The organism is Nonomuraea insulae (assembly GCF_042656245.1).
In genome coordinates, this window is the sequence record NZ_JBHSPA010000062.1 from 137,659 (window position 1) to 154,130 (window position 16,472).

The window sequence follows — 16,472 nt, forward strand, 5'->3', positions numbered from 1 at the left end:
TCTAGTCCAAAGTGAAGTAGTCGGGACCCGCGTAGCGGCCGGTGGCCAGCTTCTCGCGCTGCATCAGCAGGTCGTTGAGCAGCGAGGAGGCGCCCAGCCTGAACCAGTCGGGGGTGAGCCAGTCATCCCCTGCGCTCTCGTTGACCAGCACCAGGTTCTTGACGGCGTCCTTCGTCGTACGGATTCCGCCCGCCGGCTTGACGCCCACCTGCCGCCCGGTCACGTCGCGGAAGTCGCGCACGGCCTCCAGCATGATCATCGTCACCGGCGGCGTGGCGGCCGGCGACACCTTGCCGGTGGAGGTCTTGATGAAGTCGGCGCCGGCCAGCATCGCCAGCCAGGACGCCCGCCGCACGTTGTCGTAGGTGGACAGCTCGCCGGTCTCCAGGATCACCTTCAGGTGGGCCGCTCCGCAGGCCGCCTTCACCGCGACGATCTGCTCGTAGACCTTCATGTAGTCGCCGGCCAGGAACGCGCCCCGGTCGATCACCATGTCGATCTCGTCGGCGCCCGCCGCCACCGCCAGCGCGGTGTCGCTCACCTTGACCTCCAGCGAGGTGCGCCCGCTGGGGAAGGCGGTGGCCACCGAGGCGACCTTGACACCGCTGCCCTTGAGCGCCTCGACGGCCACGGCGACGAGGTCGGGATAGACACAGACGGCCGCCACCGAGGGCGCGTCACCGCCGGGGCGTACGGCCTTGGCGCACATCGCGCGCACCTTGCCGGCCGTGTCGGCCCCTTCGAGGGTCGTGAGGTCCACCATGGAGATGGCCAGGTCGATGGCCTGCGCCTTTGCCGTGGTCTTGATCGAACGGGTGCCCAGCATGGCCGCCCGCTGGTCCGCGCCGACCCGGTCAACCCCGGGCAGGCCGTGCACGAATGCTCGCAGCGCCGCGTCGGACGAGCCGACCGCCGCGAGCGAGGTAGTCACAGTTGACACCTAGACAGCATCGCCGACCAGGGCCTCTACCTCCAAACCGGACCACCTTAGGGCACCGCGGGCCCGGGTCCTAGGTATGTCGTACGCCTGCGCACGCCGGAGATAAGGCATCCACCCGATGTGGTGACCAGGGCCTTAGCACGATTCTTAAAGATGTCAGGAAGAAAGCACGAAATTTCAGGAGAAACACCATGCATCCCGAGATCGAGTTCGAGCTCATGAAGAACCACGCGAACGAACTGCGTCAGGCGGCCGCCGAGCACCGGCGCGTACGCGAGGCCGAACGCCACAACAAGTCCGAGCGCCGCTCGTTCTTCGGCAAGCGCCGTTCCTCATGACCACCCCACGAGAGCCCGGCCGCAACCTCCCTCGCGGCCGGGCCTCACAACCCCCTTAAAAGGCGTCGAAAGCAGCGGATAAGGCATGACATGCTGGATGACATGCGCGGACGTTCTGTCAGTCCTGTCTTCGTAGGACGGGAGGAGGAGCTGGCGGCTCTGTCCGAAAGCTTCGACGAGGCCAGAAAAGGCACGGTGACGGCCGTCCTGCTCGGCGGCGAGGCCGGAGTCGGCAAGACCCGCCTGGTCCAGCGCTTCGCCGAGCACTGTACGACCGGCGGCGCCCACGTGCTGTTCGGGGGCTGCGTGGAGCTGTCCACCGAGGGCCTGGCGTACGCGCCCTTCACCGCCGCCCTGCGGCAACTCGTCAGGGAGCAGGGCCCGGCCGCCGTGGCCGGGCTGCTGCCGGAAGGCGCCGAGCGCGACCTCGCCCGGCTGCTGCCCGAGTTCGGCGAGCCCAGCGGCGACGGCGAGACCGACACCGACCGCGCCCGGCTCTTCGAGCAGTTCCTCACCCTCCTCGAACGCCTCGCGGACCAGCGCCCCACCATCCTCGTCATCGAGGACATCCACTGGGCCGACCGCTCGAGCCGCGACCTCATCGCCTTCCTCAGCCGCAACCTGCAGGCCCCGCAGGTGCTGATCCTCATGACCTACCGCTCCGACGACCTCTACCGCCAGCACCCGCTCAGGCCGGTGCTGGCCGAGCTCGGCCGGGTCCACGGCGTGCACCGGCTCGACCTGCCCCGCCTGTCCAGGGACGAGGTCGCCCAGCAGATGGCCGCGATCCTCGGCAAGGCCCCGGAGTACGGCAAGGTCGAGAAGGTCTACGAACGCAGCGAGGGCATCCCGCTGTTCGTCGAGGCCATGCTGGAGAGCGGCGAGGAGTGCACCTTCCCCGAGTCCATGCAGGACCTGATCCTCAACTCCGTCGAGCGGCTGCCCGAGGAGACCCAGCGCGTCCTGCGCGTCGCCGCCGCCGGTGGCAACCGGGTCGGCCACGCGTTGCTGGCGGCCGTGAGCGGCCTGTCCGACGTCGAGCTGGAGACCGCGCTGCGCCCCGCCATCGCCGGCAACGTGCTGCAGATCGCCGACAGCCGGGCCTACGTCTTCAGGCACTCCCTCATCCGCGAGGCCGTGCACGACGAGCTGCTGCCCGGCGAGCACCAGCGCCTGCACGCCAGGTTCGCCGAGGAGATCTCCAAGGACCGCACGCTCGTCCCGCCCGGCCGCGCCGCCGTCGAGCTGGCACACCACTGGTACGGCGCCCGCAACGACCGCTGGGCCCTGATCTCCGCCTGGGAGGCGGCCCGCAAGTCGTTCAAGGCGTTCGCCTACACCGAGGCGCTCCCGCTGCTCGAACGCGTCCTCATGCTCTGGGACCGGGTGGACGACGCGGCCGAGGTCATCGGCGCCGACCACGTCGCCGTGCTGGAACGCGCCGCCGAGTCCGCCAACGCCGGCGGCGACGCGGACAAGGGCGTCAAGTTCGTCAAGGCCGCCCTGTCCGAGCTGGACGAGAGCCAGGAGCCCGAACGGGTGGCCCAGCTCATCGTGCGGCGGGCGGCGTTCAAGAACTCCAAGGGCCAGCTCGGCGTCATCGACGACCTCAGGAAGGCGCTGAGCCTCGTGCCCGAGGACAGCCCCGACTGGGCCGAGGTCGTCACACCGCTGAGCCGCCACCTGATGTTGAGAGGCGAGATCCAGGAGGCCGACCGGCTCATCACCGAGGGCCTGCACTGGGTCAGGGAGCACGGCAACCGGCTCCTCGAAGCCGACCTGCTGATGAACCGCGCGCTCGGCCATTCGCTCAACGGCGATACGCAGACCACGCACGCCCTCAACGAGCAGGCCCTGCGCATCGGCAAGGAGGAGCGCTCAGGCCGCCTGATCACGCGGGCGCTCGGCAACAGCATCGACACGCTGCTCGACATGGGCCACGAGGAAGAGGCCCTGCGCCTGTCGGAGGACGGCTGGCGGGCCGCCAAGCAGTACGGCCGGCTGCGCGGCAGCGGCCTGTTCATCGCGAACAACTGGGCCGAGACGCTGGACGCGCTGGGCCGCTGGGACGAGGCCATCGAGGTCGTCGAGAGCGCGCTCAGCCACGGCCCCGTCCTGCGCACCAGATACGCCCTCCTGCACACCCGCGCCGACATCGCCCTGGCCAGGGGCGAGATGCAGCTCGTCGAGACCATCCTGGCGGAGATCGGGGTGTTCAAGGACCGGCCTGAGGAGTTCGTCCAGGACATCATCGGCAACGCCCGCCTGCGCATCGGCTGGCACCTGACCAGGGGCGAGCCGGCCGCCGCGCTGGGCGAGGCCGAGCGTGTGCTCTCCTACCCCAAGCTGTCGAGCAAGGCCATGCTCGGCTGGCGGCTGCTCTCCCTGCTCCGCACGGTCTGCGACGCCGCCCAGGGCACCGAGCCGGAGCGCGCCACCGCCGTACGCGGGCACGCCGCCGAGGTGGCCGCGGAGCTGTCGGTCATCGGGCCGGTCGTGGAGGCGTACCGGCTGTCCTACCTGGCCGAGTTCGACGCCTCGGCGGCGGGCTGGGAACGTCTCAAGCGGCCTCACAACCAGGCCAAGGCCCTGATGCGGGCGGCCACCGTCGTCGCGCGGGGCGGCGACAGGGAGGGGGCCGCGGCCCGGCTGAAGGCGGCGCTCCCGCTGGCCCAGGCGTTGCGCGCGACCCCGCTCGTGGCGGAGATCGAGGCCCTCTCGCGCCGCGTGGGCGGCCTCCAGGGCACCCAGGAGCCGTCGGAGGTGCTGACGCCGCGCGAGCTGGAGGTGTTGCGGCTGGTGACCCAGGGGCGTACGAACCGGGACATCGCGGCCGAGCTGTTCATCTCGGCGAAGACGGTGAGCGTCCACGTGTCGAACATCCTCGCCAAGCTCTGCGTCACCACCCGGGGTGAGGCGGCCGCCGCCGCCCACCGCCTGTCGCTACTGTCCTAGAAGGTCGCCTCCGCCAGGCTGTCCTAGAGGATCGCCCCCGCCAGGCTGTCCTAGAGGATCGCCTCCGCCAGCAGGATGACGCCGAAGATGGCGAAACCGGCGGCGGCGCCGTACCGGATGACCTTCTCCGGGAGGTGCTTGCCGAGCATGCGGCCCACCAGGATGGCCAGGGCGTCCGCCGCCACCATGCCGACCGTCGAGCCGAGCCAGGTGCCCACCCAGCCGTGCTGCGTGGCCAGCGTGATCGTGGCCAGCATGGTCTTGTCGCCCAGCTCGCTCAGGAAGAACGCCACCGTCACCGCGATCACGGCGTTCCTGGTGGTGCGCTGAGCCTTGCTCGACTCCTCATCGCTCAGCTCGTCACCGCGCAACGTCCACGCGGCGAAGGCGAGGAAGGCCAGCCCGGCCACCACCGAGATGGCCGTCGTCGGCAACGCGTCACCGATCAGGCCACCTACCGCGACGCTGACCAGGTGCACGACGGTCGTGGCGATCGTGATGCCGGCCAGCACGGGCCACATCTTGAAACGGGTCGCGAACGTCATGGCCATCAACTGGCTCTTGTCGCCCAGCTCCGCCACGAAGATCACGGCGAGACTGATCCAGAACGCTTCCAACGGTCCTCTTCCGCGCGGCCAAGCCGGAAGCAGGAACCCGGGGGAATTTCTTTCGGGCACGACTTTCGGCCCGGCAGCGTCTTTGTCATTTGACTGCCAGGCCGAAGGTCTCGTCCGCCCGTATCAAGGCCCGCGTGACCGGGCGCGGTGAAGCGCCAGCATGTCGATCACGCGATTGGGACTACTCCCCTTCGGTAATTCCGAATAACCATAACAGCCCCCTCGGGCCGCCTATTCCCCGAGCGTGCAGCCCACCAGCACCGGCTCGTTGACCAGCGTGACCCCGAACTTCTCCAGCACGCCGTCACGCACCTCCCTGGCCAGCGCCAGCAGGTCCTCGGTCGTCGCGCTCCCCGTGGGGTTGGTGAGAGCGAGCGTGTGCTTGGTCGAGATCCGTACGGGCCCGCGCTCGTAACCCTTCGGATAGCCCGCCTGCTCGATCAGCCAGGCGGCGGGCACCTTGACCATGCCATCGGGCATGTCCCAGCTCGGATGCCCGGGAGCCCGGACCGCCAGCTCCTCGGCCTGCTCCGCCGTGAGGATCGGGTTGGTGAAGAACGACCCCGCGCTCCGCGTGTCGGGATCACCCGGGTCGAGCACCATGCCCTTGCCCCGCCGCAGCCCCAGCACGGCCTCTCTGGCCCGCGCCGGCGGCACCCGGCCACCGACCTCGGTGTCCAGCCTCCTGGCCAGCTCCTCGTAGACCACAGGCCCGGACATCTCCGAAATATCCAGCGCGTACGTCACCGCCAGCACGACGTACCGGGCAAGATCCCGCTTGAAGACGCTGTCCCGATAGGAGAACCCGCACTGCCGCGCCTCCAGATCCACCACCTGCCGGGTTAGCCGGTCATAGGCCCGCACGCAGCGGATGGTCTGGGACACCTCCTGCCCGTACGCCCCCACGTTCTGGATCGGCGTCGACCCCACCAGCCCCGGCACGCCGGACATGCACTCGATGCCCGACCACCCCTCGGTCACGGCGCGGACCACCAGCCGATCCCAGTCCTCGCCGGCCTCGACGGTCACGACCGCCTGCTCGCCGTCGCGCGAGACGGCCACCCCTTCCGTGGCGACCCGGATGACCAGCCCGTCGAACCCCTCATCGGCCACGACGACGTTGCTGCCCCCGCCGAGCACCAGCGTGGGCACCGCGTTCATGTCGGCCTCGGCGATCAGGGACACGAGCTGCTCCGCCGACGTCGCCTCGGCGAAGTCGCGGGCAGGCCCGCCCAGACGCAGCGTGGTGTACGGCGCGAGCATCTCCATGGGCAACTAGCTTATGAGGCCCGCAGCCTGCGCAGCACCCCGTCATAGTTGCGCCGGGACTCCCGCTCCACGTAGCCGGGGTCGGCCTCGTGCCGTTCCAGCAGCCTGACCGGCAGCGGCTCGCGGGGCACGACCAGCTCGCCGGCCAGCGCGAGGGAGAGCCGCAGATCGGCGTACCTGCCGTAGCAGGCGTCCTCGGGCAGCGCGCCGAACGCCTTCGCCCGGCGTACCGCGAGCAGGTCCCCGCTCAGCGCCCGCACCCTTCCAGGCCCGGCCCGCCGCCACCGCGCGTCCTCGTCCGATCGCGGCTCCAGCCCCTTCCATCCGGCGGCCACCGCGCCCTCCACGACCGCCGCGATCAGCGGGGACAGCGCGTCGCCGCCCAGCGCGACGTTCGTCTCCATCAGCACGTGTATCTCGGCCTCGTCCAGCCGCAGCAGCTTCGCACGGCTCTCGCTCCAGGTCGCCGTGCCCCCTCGCCAGTGCGGCGCCTCGGCGACGTGCCATTCGACGATCCGCTCGGGATACTGCCGCGCCAGCTCATGCAGGACGTCGCCGGCGCCGTCCACGTTTCCCAGGTCGAGCGCGAGCACCCGCGCCTCGGTGTGGTCCATCAGCGACCGCAGGCACGTGCGCACGTCCTCGGGCCAGCCATCGATCAGCAGGCTCACGCTGACCGTGACGCCCTTGATCTCCAGGCGCTGCCGTTCGACGTTGACGCCGTGCTCGTCGAGGCGGTTGGTGGCCAGGGAGGCGTCCCAGGTTCGCTGGGCGAACAACATGTCGTCGTCGGGGTCGCCGTGTTGTTCAGGGTCCCCGGAGAAGCCCAGCTCAGCGGCCGGGTTGAGCCTGGCGTGCGCCTCTCCCGGCCTGGCGTGCGACCGGTGTGCCCTGGCACCCGCCGTGCCGACCCCGGTCGCCGCCCCCGCCCTGATCCCGCCCTTCCTGGACGCGCCCATCTCGGACGTGCCACCCGCCTCGGACGCACCCGGTTGCGACGCACCCGCCTCGGACGCACTCACCTCGGACGCACTCACCTCGGACGCACTCACCTCGGACGCACCCGGCTTGGACGCGCCTGGCTTGGACGTGCCTGGCTTGGACGTGCCGCCCGCCGTGTCGCGTCCGCTGCCGGAGCTACCCGCCACCTGCTCGACCCGTGCGGGCCGCAGCCGCCCGGGAGGCTTGCCGTCGGTGACCGCGGACACGGGGATCGATCGAACCGTGGGCCAGACCTGTCGCGCAGCTTCACTCATACGAACACGCGCTACCCGAGACCCGCCCGCCCTATCACCGCGAACCCCGCGCCGTTCAGGAGAGCTGAACCACCGCCCGGGCCTTGGACAACACCTTCGCGTCGCCCGACCGCGCGGTGAGCCCGACGACCACCCTCTTGTCCTCGAGCTTCTCCTCCACCACCCCGCTGACCGAGACCGTGGCCCCCTGATCGTCATCGGGCACGACCACCATCGACGAGAACCGCACCCCGAAGTCCACCACCGCACCGGGATCGCCCGCCCAGTCGGTGACGAACCGCCCGGCCTGCGCCATCGTGTACATCCCATGCGCGATCACGTCAGGCAGCCCGACCATCCTGGCGAACCGCTCGTTCCAGTGGATCTGGTTGAAGTCCCCGGACGCGCCGGCGTACATGACCAGGTTCACCCTGCGCACGTTGTAGCCCTTGGCCGGGATCTCCTGCCCGACCTCGACCTCGTCGTATCTCACCGCGGCGCTCATCTCAGCCGGCCCCTCCACGCTCGACGATCGTGTTGTACGTCACACACACCGGCTCGCCCTCGACCGTGCTCACGTCGCTCCTGACCGTCAGCAACTCGTTGCGCCCGGCGGTGCGGATGTCGGTGATCGTGGAGGCGATGACCAGCTCGTCACCGGCGTGCACGGGCCGTACGTACTCGAAGCGCTGCTCGCCGTGGACGACCATGGCGAGGTTCAGCCCCAGGTCGGGATCCACCAGCGCCTCGCCCCCGCTCTGCAGGCTGAACACGATGGGGAACGTGGGCGGCGCGATCACATCCGGGTATCCCGCGGCCTGGGCGGCCTCTTTGTCCCGGTACAGAGGGTTGTGGTCGCCGATCGCGGCAGCGAACTCGCGGATCTTCACCCGGCTGACCTCGTACGGGGCACTCGGTGGATAGGTCCTGCCCACGAAGTCACGATTCAAGGCCATCGCTGCTCCCTCGCATGTCCCGGCGCTGTTGAGCCAGACGCTAACAGAACAAGGTTCGGCTGTCCCTGGGGATGGCCTGCTTTTTGCCCAGCATCAAGGGAGGCGCAGACACGACAAACCGGCGCCCTGCATGGGGGACGCCGGTTGTGCGTTATGGAGAATGGTGGGGCGCAAGCCCTGCCCGGAGACTAGCGAGTCTCGCGGTGCGCGCGGTGGCAGCGGCAGTTGGGGCAGTATTTCTTCAGCTCAAGCCGATCCGGGTCGTTGCGCCGGTTCTTCCGCGTGATGTAGTTGCGGTGCTTGCACTCCTGGCAGGCCAGCGTGATCTTCGGCCTAACGTCGGTGGCAGCCACTTGGGAGTGCCTTTCTACGTTCGGGACATGGACACGCCCATGCCCAGGTCGGTGGACCTGGGATTGGGCAGTAGCGGAGGCCGGACTTGAACCGGCGACACAACGATTATGAGCCGTTTGCTCTGCCTGACTGAGCTACTCCGCCTTTGAACCGGAACGACCCGGCCCGTAGAGGATACCCGACGCGGTGAGCACATTCGTAACTCACCCGATCGGGTGGGGTGCTCCCCAGTATGCCTCAGGAACCCCCGACAACCGAAATCAATAAGCGACAGTCCCCATCTGCCGCCCCGCATGCGGGAGATCAGCCTAGCAGCGCCGCGAACCCCCGCGAACTCCACGGCTTCGCGGGCGGGGACACCACCACTCCCGGCAACGACAAACGCCCGACCCCGACGATCTCGGAATCAGGCGTCTAATGAGCCCCCAAACGGAATCGAACCGTTGACCTTCTCCTTACCATGGAGACGCTCTGCCGACTGAGCTATAGGGGCCTGTCCGGCGCTGCGGACAGGTGTAACCATACACGGCACTCAGCGTTGATGCGAACTCGTTCCGACCCCTGTCGAAGGCATGACCCTGCGCCGCGCGGAGAGTTCGATCACCTCGCACAGATCGGCCAGATCGAGGTGTCTGGCCACCTCCGCCACAGAGGTGCAGTCGGCGACCACCCACCCGTTCTTGCGCACCCGCAGCACCTGCCGCCCGGCTCGCACGGCGCCCACGACGTCATAACCGTCCAGGCCGACCCATCGCCTTCTCATAGCCGCACAGATTAGCCGTGGGGTCTCTCATTTTTCGCTGCGCCACAGGCGTTACAGGCATACCAACTCGGCAGGAGTCGAACGTCAGTACCGATAGAACCCCGCGAAGTCCTTCTTCCTGGACACCTCGTCGATCCGCACCACGGCCCCGGTCTCGGGAGCGTTCATCATCTTCCCGTCGCCCAGATAGAGGCCCACGTGATGCGTCTTCACCGACCTCTTCGTGATCTTCCCGAAGAACACCAGGTCACCGGGCCTGGGAGAGGAGACCCGGCGCATCTTCCGCACGTGGTCGTCGGTGTTCCCCGGCCCCAGCACGTCCTCGCCGTGCGCCAGCGCGTACACCCACCGGGTGAACCCCGAACAGTCCAGCCCCCGCGTCCGCGCGGCCGGACAGGGCTTGATCTTCCCCCGATACCCTCTGCAGGTCCCCTTCGACGGCCCGGGATCCTCGCTGTGGCCTCCGCCCCACGAGTACACGATCCCGCGCCCCTCGATCTCGTACGCGATCCGCACGGCCAGCGGCGCCGCCGGCAACCCCAGCGGCACCGAGGCCGTGGCGGTCAGCAGCACCAGCGCCACCGCCACGGCTAACCGCCGTCTCATCCCATTTCCCCCTCGGGTCCTGGGATTTATCCTGCCTTATCGGGCTTTGAGGGTGAGTTTTACCGAGCCCACCGTCACGTACATCCCCACCGTCCCCCTCGTCTTGCTGGGCCTGGTGGTGAACGTGAACGTCTTCTTCTGTCCCCGCGACAACTTCTCGATCCGGCACGACACCGCCGTACCGCTGACCTTGCACCCCGGCGCCCGCACCACGCGCTGCCCGCCGAACGCCCGCCCCGAGATCTTGACGTCCTGCACGGAGTGCGGTCCCGAGACCGAGATCGTCACCTTGTACGTCTTCCTGTTCGCGGCCTGCCCCGACACCTTCACCATGGCCGGCGGGTTGACCAGCGACGCGAGCTGGGACTCCGAACCGTTGAAGGAGTTCCCGCCCCCGACCAGCGGCCCCTTGTCCGCCGACTGCCAGAACGTCTGCTTCTTCCAGCTCTTCGGCAGCTCTCCCGGCTCGGTGCCCCAGCGCGCCAGCCAGAGGGGGTTGGACTTGAACTTGTCGGAATTGCCGGTACAGGTCTGCCACCAGCTCGTCGTGGTGTAGATGATCGCGTAACGGCCGGTCGCGTCCTGGTACCTCTTGGTGAAGTCCTTGATCCAGGTGACCATGTCCTCCACGGACAAGTCGTAACAGTTGTTCTTGCCGTTCTTGTCCTTGTACGGGTTGTCTTCGATATCGAGGACGCCCGGAAGGGTTTGACTGTCGCTGACCCAGTTGCCGCCGTTCTGGAGGAAATAGTCGGCTTGGGCCGTCCCATCGGATTCATGCGGTTGCGCAAAGTGATATGCGCCGCGGATCAGCCCGGCCGTCGCGGCGCCGCCGTACTGGGCGTCGAAACGGGGGTTTCGGTAGTTCGTCCCCTCGGTGGCGTGCACGAATGCGAACTTCCCGCCGCCGGAGGTCACGGTTCCCCAGTCGACGTCGCCCGTCCAGTCGCTGACGTCCACCCCGGGAACTTCGGCCGCCTGAGCGACCCCGGTCATGCCGACCGTAGCAATTACCACAAATAACAAGAGACGTTTCACGCCGGAGATCATTGCGGAGCAACACACAATTCCGCAAGTCCAGATATATCCACCTCTTTTGAGGTATCAAGCCGAAAGACCGGCCCCAGCCCCAACGGCCGGGCCCCGGCCGCCCAATCCCGCCACCGCTCATCCCCGACCTCGCGCTCACGGTGCACGACGTGCCGCACGCGCTCCTCGTACCGACGTCTGGCCAGTTCGACCGGTACGTCACACCACACCTCGCGCACAGCGGGGCCCACCTCGACGCCGGCCCGCGCGAGCCCGGCCACGACCACCGGCCGCAGCGGCGCCAGCCAGGGGCTTTCCAGCACCGCGCCGCGCCCGGCGGTGGCCAGCAACGTCCACAGGCTCTCCCCCGCGGCCGCTCCCAGCCGCCGGCTCCACTCGGCCTCGCTCACCCCGCCGGGTCGTTCGAGCATGTCGGCCAGCGTCTCCTTGAGGGCGTCCTTGCTGAAGACGGGCCAGCCGAGCTCCCGCCCGAACGCCCGCGCCAGCGTGGACTTGCCGGAGCCCGGCAGACCGTTCACGAGTACCACCAGTTCGCACATGACGAAAATCTTGCTGGGCATGGGAAGAAACCGCACCTCAGAGCCCCGAAATCGGCCCATGTCAAGACACCGTCCCAGACGGCGTCTCCGCAGGTCAGGGGCGTATATGTACGTGACATTCGCGTTTGCCAAACCGGGTTTCCTCTGCCCAAACTGGTTCCGATCCTCGAAGCCACCCCCGACCAGGGGTTTCTTCGCCATGCCCGGAGGAGACCGACCATGATCCATGCCCGGGGACTGACCCGAGTGTTCAAAGTCAAGAAGGAGACCGTTGACGCCGTACGCGGTATCGACCTGGACGTCGAGCCAGGCAGGCTCGTAGCGTTCCTGGGCCCGAACGGCGCGGGAAAGTCCACCACCCTGCGCATGCTCACCACCCTCCTGCCGCCCACTTCGGGCACCGCCACGGTGGCCGGCCACGACGTGGCCAAGGACCCGGCCGCCGTGCGCGCCAGGATCGGGTACGTGGGGCAGCGCAACAGCGCGGGCGAGGAGTTCCTCGTCCGCGACGAGCTCGTCACCCAGGGCCGCTGCTACGGCCTGCGGCACAAGGAGGCGGGCGTCCGCGCCGACGAGCTGCTCGAAGTCCTCGACCTGAAGCCGCTGGCCAAGCGGGTGCCCGGCACTCTCTCAGGCGGGCAGCGCCGCCGCCTGGACATCGCCCTGGGCCTCATCCACCGCCCCGACCTGCTCTTCCTCGACGAGCCCTCGACCGGCCTCGACCCGAAGAGCCGGGCGGAGATCTGGCAGCACATCCTGCGGCTGCGGGAGACGTACGGGACGACGTTGTTCCTGACCACCCACTACTTGGAGGAGGCCGACAACATGGCCGAGCGGGTGGTGATCATCGACGGCGGGAAGATCATCGCGGACGGCACCGCCGAGCAGCTCAAGAACGACCTGGCGGGCGACCACATCACCGTCACCACCAGCACCGGCCAGGAGGCGGAGCAGGCCGCCAGGATCGGCGACGGCACCGCCGAGGGCACGACCGTGCGCCTCCGGGTCGCCAAGGCGACCGCCGCGCTGCCCGACTATCTGCGGGCCCTTGACGCCGCCGGCATCAAGGTCGTCACCGCCGAGACCATCCGCCCGACCCTCGACGACGTGTTCCTCACCCTGACAGGGAGAAGCCTCACCGATGACGACATTCCTGCGTGACACCACCACCGTCTTCTCCCGCGAGTTCAAGCCCGGCCTGCGCAACCCGGCCGGGCTGCTGTTCGAGATGGGGCAGCCGCTGCTGTTCCTGTTCCTGTTCGGGTCGTTGCTGGACGGGGCCGTCGGGTCGTCCTGGCAGTGGTTCGTGCCCGGGATCCTGGTCATGATGTGCCTGACGGGGCCCATGGGCGCGGGCTACACGCTGCTGGTCGAGCTGATCGGGGGCGCGATGGAGCGCCTGATGGTCACGCCGCTGAACCGCACCGCGATGCTGGTCGGCAAGAGCATGAAGACCATGCTCACCCTCCTCGTACAGGCGGTGCTGATCATCGCCCTGGCCATCCCGCTGGGCTTCGAGCTGTACGCGGCGGGTGTGCTGGCGGGCCTGGTCCAGCTCGTGATCTTCGGGGTGGGGCTGGGCGCGCTCTCCTCCCTCCTGGCGATCAAGTCGGCCCCGAACGGGACCCTGTTCTACATCGTCAGCCAGTCGATCCTGTTCCCGTTGCTGCTGCTCTCGGGGGTGCTGCTGCCGCTGGAGAGCGCTCCCGGGTGGTTGCGGACGGCCGGGCTGTTCAACCCGGTCACCTACATCGTGGATTCCCAGCGCGCCCTCTTCGCCGGCGACCTCGCCAACCCCTCCGTCCTGTACGGCACCGCCGCCGCCTGCGCCATCGCCGCGATCGGCCTCTACCTGGGCAACCGCGCCCTGCGCAAGGGCGTCTGAGTTTTGACACCGGGATCAGGCGAGGCCGACAGTGAGGAACTATGACTCCTCATGTGCTGGCGACCAAGACGGTGCCCTGGATCCCGGTGACGCACCGCCTCGACGTGATCCTCGCCGAGACCCTCCCACCCGTCGACCAGACCACGACGGCGTTCGCGTTCGTATCCGATTCGTCCGGCCGGACGTTGATGACGTGCGTGGACAGGGAGGGCCGGGGCTGGGACATTCCGGGCGGTCATCTGGAGCCGGGCGAGAGCGCGCTCGACGCGGCGGTCCGGGAGTTGTACGAGGAGACCGGCCTGCGCCTGCCGCCCTCCGAACTGTCGATCTTCGCCTGGCACCGCATCCAGCTCCTGGAGCAGCCTCCGGCGGACTACCGCTACCCGATGCTGGCGTACATGACCATGTTCCGGGCGGTTCTGCCCGGTCCCGGCACTCCCACGCAGCCGCCCGCCGGGTCGGAGAGCACTCATGCGGACTGGCTGACGCGGGAGGAGATCGAGCGCGTCTGCGGTCAGCGCACGTGGCTGGCACTGCTGTAGGTGCTGTAGGTGCTGTATGTCAGACGAGCTTGAGCAGCAGTCCGGCGAGCTCGACGGGCATGGTGATCATGCAGTCGTGGCCGGTCGCCAGTTCCCACACCTGTGCCGGGCTGCCGTTGGGCTGTGTCGCGGGGACGGGCCGGCGGACGATGCCCTCCGGCACGCCGACGGTGCAGTGGATGTGCGTCCGCGGGACCGTGTCCGCGGCCGGGTTGTCCAGCCGGACCGGTTGCTGGAGGCAGCGCACCGGCTGATCCGACAACATCGTGCGCAGCCAGGCGACGTCCGCCGGGTCGGTGACCCCGAACAGACCCGAGGGCGGCGGCTTCTCGGGCAGCGGCGGCACCCGCCAGCCGCCGCCCGACTTCACGGCGAGGTCGATCAGGGCCCGGATCATGGGCTGGGCGTCGACCGCGCTCTCACCGTCCTCCGGGACCATCGCGTCGAGGTAGACCAGATGGGCGATCCGATCCGGGACCCGGTTGACCACGGAGGAGATGACCAGCCCGGCGTAGCTGTGCCCGACGAGCACCACCTCGGTGAGGTCCTCCTCGACGATCAGCCCGACGACGTCGTCGACGTGCGTGTCCAGCCCCACCTCGGGGCTGAGCAGATGCGCCTTGTCGCCGAAGCCGGTCAGCGACGGCGCGAACACCCGGTGTCCGGCCGAGGTGAGCAACGGGACCACCCGCTCCCAGCACCGTCCGCTGTGCCAGGCACCGTGTACCAGCAGATATGTCGACACGCTCTCGCTCCTCATCGTGCTTGTCCGACGTCCTCCGGCGGCTGCCGGTGGGCCGCTGACCAGGCTGTCGCCCGGGCTCTGACCCAGCCAGGGTCCCCGTGATCCTGGGGGTGACAGGGCCAGGCACGCGCGGACCTGCGCAAATACAGTGGAGAAATGAGAGACGAATCGAACCTGCTGGGCGATTACGTGCGCGCCCGCCGTGAGCTCGTCACTCCCGAACAGGTCGGTATCCCCGTTCTCGGGATACGGCGCGTGCCGGGCCTGCGCCGCGAAGAGGTGGCGATGCTCGCCGGCATCAGCGCCGACTACTACCTGCGCCTGGAACAGGGCCGCGACCGCAACCCCTCCGCGCAGGTCCTCGAGTCCCTCGCCCGCGTGTTGCGGCTCGACGACGACGCGACGGCCTACCTGCTACGCCTTGGCGCCGGCAAGCCACGGCCGCGCCGGCGCAGGGCCAGGAAGGAGAGCGTCCCGCCGGGCATCGCCAAACTCGTCGCCACGCTCCCGCTCCCCGCCTACGTCGAGGGCCGCTACTTCGATGTCCTGGCCGCCAACGCCCTGGCGACCGCCCTGTCACCTCGCCTCGTGGCGGGAGCCAACCGCCTGCGGGACCTGTTCCTCGACCCCGCGGAGCAGGCCCTCTACCCGGACTGGGAGAGCGCCGGCCTGGGCATGGTCGCCGGCTTCCGCGAGTCCGTCGGCACCGACACCGACGACCCCCGATTCATCGAGCTCGTCGGCGAGCTCTCCCTCGCCAGCCCCCGCTTCAGCCGGTTCTGGGCCCGCCACGACGTGGAGGCGTGCGAAGGCGCACCCAAGCACATCGACCACCCCCAGCTCGGTGGCCTGCTGCTGAACCGGGAGAGGCTGGACGTCAGCGGCACGACAGGCCAGAAGCTCGTCATCTATCACCCGGACCCCGGCACCGACAACGCCGACAAACTGGCGCTCCTCGCCTCCGCCATGCGGACACCGCCAGGAGATGACGAGGTTCAGGCTGTACGGGCCCGCGCCAGATCGTCCTCGGGCCGGTAGAACAGCTCGGGGATCCTGGCCAGGGTGGAGGGGTGCACCTGGGGGCCCAGGCCGTACAACTTCTGGAAGCTCATGATCAGCGGACGCCACGCGTCGGGGTCGATGTGGTCGTCCGTCCCCGGCAGGCGGATCTCCTCGTGCGCCCAGACCCGCTGCACGCGTACCTCGAACGCCAGCGTCCCGCCGTCGCCGATGGGGTGGTGGCGTTCGAGCACGGCCTCCATCGTGACCGGGCACTCGCCCACCCGCGGCGGCGCCACCGTCTCCGACGGCACCGCGGTCAGCCCCGCCCGCCCGAACTTGTCCCCCACATACCGGTACCCCCGCTGCGCCTTGCGCTCGGGAACGGGATCGGACCCGGTGGTGAGCGCCAGCCGGTCGACGACCGCCGCGAGGGCGTCAGAAGGCAGATTCAGTACGCACTCACGGGTCCTGAGCAGGTTCTGAGCCGTCTTGGCCCGCGCCCCCAACCCCAGCACGGCCCGCCACCCCAGCCAGAAGGCGGACGACATCGGGGCAAGGTTGGGCGTTCCGTCCTCGTTCTCGGAGGAGAGCAGGACGACGGGGGTGCCGAAGTAGAGGATGTTCGGCTCGATAGCTGTATGTGTGCTCATGACCATTTACTGTCGTGCCTGGCCCA

Annotated in this window: 19 protein-coding genes and 2 tRNA genes; 6 read left to right on the top strand and 15 right to left on the bottom strand. The window is 68.9% G+C overall.

Translation table 11 applies throughout. The annotated features are described in order from the left end of the window. Position 1: 1 nt before the first annotated feature. Positions 2 to 931: a deoxyribose-phosphate aldolase gene (deoC, locus tag ACFPZ3_RS46165; protein ID WP_379520759.1), complete on the bottom strand. Its 930-nt coding sequence runs from the start codon at positions 929 to 931 to the stop codon at positions 2 to 4. Between the two features lie 200 nt (positions 932 to 1,131). Here deoC and ACFPZ3_RS46170 point away from each other — a divergent pair, with 200 nt between their 5' ends. Both ACFPZ3_RS46170 and ACFPZ3_RS46175 read left to right on the top strand, forming a co-directional pair. Next, positions 1,132 to 1,278, top strand: coding sequence for a hypothetical protein (locus ACFPZ3_RS46170; RefSeq protein ID WP_379520760.1), 147 nt, complete (start codon positions 1,132 to 1,134; stop codon positions 1,276 to 1,278). Between the two features lie 102 nt (positions 1,279 to 1,380). After that, positions 1,381 to 4,233, top strand: a complete 2,853-nt coding sequence (locus tag ACFPZ3_RS46175; RefSeq protein ID WP_379520761.1) for an ATP-binding protein — start codon at positions 1,381 to 1,383, stop codon at positions 4,231 to 4,233. A gap of 50 nt (positions 4,234 to 4,283) precedes the next feature. Here ACFPZ3_RS46175 and ACFPZ3_RS46180 read toward each other — a convergent pair whose 3' ends face one another. From ACFPZ3_RS46180 to ACFPZ3_RS46235, 12 genes are all read right to left on the bottom strand, one after another. Beyond that, positions 4,284 to 4,850 (bottom strand): TMEM165/GDT1 family protein, encoded by a 567-nt coding sequence (locus ACFPZ3_RS46180; RefSeq protein ID WP_379520762.1) that lies wholly within the window; start codon positions 4,848 to 4,850, stop codon positions 4,284 to 4,286. A 231-nt stretch (positions 4,851 to 5,081) separates the two neighbouring features. Continuing rightward, positions 5,082 to 6,119 (bottom strand): UDP-N-acetylmuramate dehydrogenase, encoded by a 1,038-nt coding sequence (locus ACFPZ3_RS46185; protein ID WP_379520763.1) that lies wholly within the window; start codon positions 6,117 to 6,119, stop codon positions 5,082 to 5,084. An 11-nt stretch (positions 6,120 to 6,130) separates the two neighbouring features. Then, positions 6,131 to 7,327: a hypothetical protein gene (locus ACFPZ3_RS46190; protein ID WP_379520764.1), complete on the bottom strand. Its 1,197-nt coding sequence runs from the start codon at positions 7,325 to 7,327 to the stop codon at positions 6,131 to 6,133. Between the two features lie 103 nt (positions 7,328 to 7,430). Then, the gene (locus ACFPZ3_RS46195; protein ID WP_379520765.1) at positions 7,431 to 7,859 is read right to left on the bottom strand and encodes a MaoC family dehydratase; all 429 of its coding nucleotides are present in this window, start codon (positions 7,857 to 7,859) and stop codon (positions 7,431 to 7,433) included. A gap of 1 nt (position 7,860) precedes the next feature. After that, the gene (locus ACFPZ3_RS46200) at positions 7,861 to 8,310 is read right to left on the bottom strand and encodes a MaoC family dehydratase N-terminal domain-containing protein (protein ID WP_379520766.1); all 450 of its coding nucleotides are present in this window, start codon (positions 8,308 to 8,310) and stop codon (positions 7,861 to 7,863) included. A 188-nt stretch (positions 8,311 to 8,498) separates the two neighbouring features. Next, positions 8,499 to 8,663: a 50S ribosomal protein L33 gene (rpmG, locus tag ACFPZ3_RS46205; RefSeq protein WP_019632658.1), complete on the bottom strand. Its 165-nt coding sequence runs from the start codon at positions 8,661 to 8,663 to the stop codon at positions 8,499 to 8,501. A gap of 71 nt (positions 8,664 to 8,734) precedes the next feature. Further along, a tRNA-Met gene (locus ACFPZ3_RS46210) sits at positions 8,735 to 8,808 on the bottom strand. A gap of 276 nt (positions 8,809 to 9,084) precedes the next feature. Then, positions 9,085 to 9,157 (bottom strand) — tRNA-Thr (locus tag ACFPZ3_RS46215). A 39-nt stretch (positions 9,158 to 9,196) separates the two neighbouring features. Next, positions 9,197 to 9,427, bottom strand: coding sequence for a transposase (locus tag ACFPZ3_RS46220; protein ID WP_379520767.1), 231 nt, complete (start codon positions 9,425 to 9,427; stop codon positions 9,197 to 9,199). An 84-nt stretch (positions 9,428 to 9,511) separates the two neighbouring features. Continuing rightward, positions 9,512 to 10,033 (bottom strand): C40 family peptidase, encoded by a 522-nt coding sequence (locus ACFPZ3_RS46225; protein WP_379520768.1) that lies wholly within the window; start codon positions 10,031 to 10,033, stop codon positions 9,512 to 9,514. 36 nt (positions 10,034 to 10,069) lie between these two features. Next, the gene (locus ACFPZ3_RS46230; RefSeq protein WP_379520769.1) at positions 10,070 to 11,029 is read right to left on the bottom strand and encodes a lysozyme; all 960 of its coding nucleotides are present in this window, start codon (positions 11,027 to 11,029) and stop codon (positions 10,070 to 10,072) included. Positions 11,030 to 11,079: 50 nt separating this feature from the next. Further along, positions 11,080 to 11,643: a P-loop nucleotide/nucleoside kinase family protein gene (locus ACFPZ3_RS46235; RefSeq protein ID WP_379520770.1), complete on the bottom strand. Its 564-nt coding sequence runs from the start codon at positions 11,641 to 11,643 to the stop codon at positions 11,080 to 11,082. Positions 11,644 to 11,841: 198 nt separating this feature from the next. Here ACFPZ3_RS46235 and ACFPZ3_RS46240 point away from each other — a divergent pair, with 198 nt between their 5' ends. Genes ACFPZ3_RS46240 through ACFPZ3_RS46250 form a run of 3 tightly spaced genes read left to right on the top strand, consistent with a single transcriptional unit; the run spans position 11,842 to position 14,049 of the window. After that, complete coding sequence (locus ACFPZ3_RS46240; protein WP_379520771.1) at positions 11,842 to 12,783, top strand: ATP-binding cassette domain-containing protein; 942 nt, start codon at positions 11,842 to 11,844, stop codon at positions 12,781 to 12,783. Next, on the top strand, positions 12,764 to 13,507 hold the full coding sequence (locus ACFPZ3_RS46245) for an ABC transporter permease (protein WP_379520772.1): 744 nt from the start codon (positions 12,764 to 12,766) through the stop codon (positions 13,505 to 13,507). The genes ACFPZ3_RS46240 and ACFPZ3_RS46245 overlap by 20 nt, the downstream gene beginning before the upstream one ends. Positions 13,508 to 13,548: 41 nt before the next feature. Further along, entirely contained in the window at positions 13,549 to 14,049 is a 501-nt protein-coding gene (locus tag ACFPZ3_RS46250; RefSeq protein WP_379520773.1) for an NUDIX hydrolase, read from the top strand. A 19-nt stretch (positions 14,050 to 14,068) separates the two neighbouring features. Here the strand turns inward: ACFPZ3_RS46250 and ACFPZ3_RS46255 are convergent, their stop codons facing one another. After that, entirely contained in the window at positions 14,069 to 14,794 is a 726-nt protein-coding gene (locus ACFPZ3_RS46255) for an alpha/beta fold hydrolase (protein WP_379520774.1), read from the bottom strand. A 156-nt stretch (positions 14,795 to 14,950) separates the two neighbouring features. On the opposite strand from ACFPZ3_RS46255, the gene ACFPZ3_RS46260 reads away from it, so the two are divergent. Beyond that, a complete protein-coding gene (locus tag ACFPZ3_RS46260; RefSeq protein ID WP_379520775.1) occupies positions 14,951 to 15,832 on the top strand; it encodes a helix-turn-helix domain-containing protein in 882 nt (293 codons plus the stop codon). Here ACFPZ3_RS46260 and ACFPZ3_RS46265 read toward each other — a convergent pair. Continuing rightward, a complete protein-coding gene (locus ACFPZ3_RS46265) occupies positions 15,790 to 16,446 on the bottom strand; it encodes a flavin reductase family protein (protein WP_379520776.1) in 657 nt (218 codons plus the stop codon). The two genes, ACFPZ3_RS46260 and ACFPZ3_RS46265, sit on opposite strands and share 43 nt — an antisense overlap. Between the last annotated feature and the right edge of the window lie 26 nt (positions 16,447 to 16,472).

Bases quoted from the DNA above. Each gene is read 5' to 3' on its own strand.
- ACFPZ3_RS46170 (WP_379520760.1), top strand. From the start codon at position 1,132: ATGCATCCCGAGATCGAGTTCGAGCTCATGAAGAACCACGCGAACGAA.
- ACFPZ3_RS46185 (WP_379520763.1), bottom strand. From the start codon at position 6,119: ATGGAGATGCTCGCGCCGTACACCACGCTGCGTCTGGGCGGGCCTGCC.
- ACFPZ3_RS46260 (WP_379520775.1), top strand. From the start codon at position 14,951: ATGAGAGACGAATCGAACCTGCTGGGCGATTACGTGCGCGCCCGCCGT.
- ACFPZ3_RS46200 (WP_379520766.1), bottom strand. From the start codon at position 8,310: ATGGCCTTGAATCGTGACTTCGTGGGCAGGACCTATCCACCGAGTGCC.
- ACFPZ3_RS46250 (WP_379520773.1), top strand. From the start codon at position 13,549: ATGACTCCTCATGTGCTGGCGACCAAGACGGTGCCCTGGATCCCGGTG.
- ACFPZ3_RS46230 (WP_379520769.1), bottom strand. From the start codon at position 11,029: ATGACCGGGGTCGCTCAGGCGGCCGAAGTTCCCGGGGTGGACGTCAGC.
- ACFPZ3_RS46225 (WP_379520768.1), bottom strand. From the start codon at position 10,033: ATGAGACGGCGGTTAGCCGTGGCGGTGGCGCTGGTGCTGCTGACCGCC.
- ACFPZ3_RS46175 (WP_379520761.1), top strand. From the start codon at position 1,381: ATGCGCGGACGTTCTGTCAGTCCTGTCTTCGTAGGACGGGAGGAGGAG.
- ACFPZ3_RS46220 (WP_379520767.1), bottom strand. From the start codon at position 9,427: ATGAGAAGGCGATGGGTCGGCCTGGACGGTTATGACGTCGTGGGCGCC.
- ACFPZ3_RS46235 (WP_379520770.1), bottom strand. From the start codon at position 11,643: ATGCCCAGCAAGATTTTCGTCATGTGCGAACTGGTGGTACTCGTGAAC.
- ACFPZ3_RS46265 (WP_379520776.1), bottom strand. From the start codon at position 16,446: ATGAGCACACATACAGCTATCGAGCCGAACATCCTCTACTTCGGCACC.
- ACFPZ3_RS46245 (WP_379520772.1), top strand. From the start codon at position 12,764: ATGACGACATTCCTGCGTGACACCACCACCGTCTTCTCCCGCGAGTTC.
- ACFPZ3_RS46195 (WP_379520765.1), bottom strand. From the start codon at position 7,859: ATGAGCGCCGCGGTGAGATACGACGAGGTCGAGGTCGGGCAGGAGATC.
- ACFPZ3_RS46240 (WP_379520771.1), top strand. From the start codon at position 11,842: ATGATCCATGCCCGGGGACTGACCCGAGTGTTCAAAGTCAAGAAGGAG.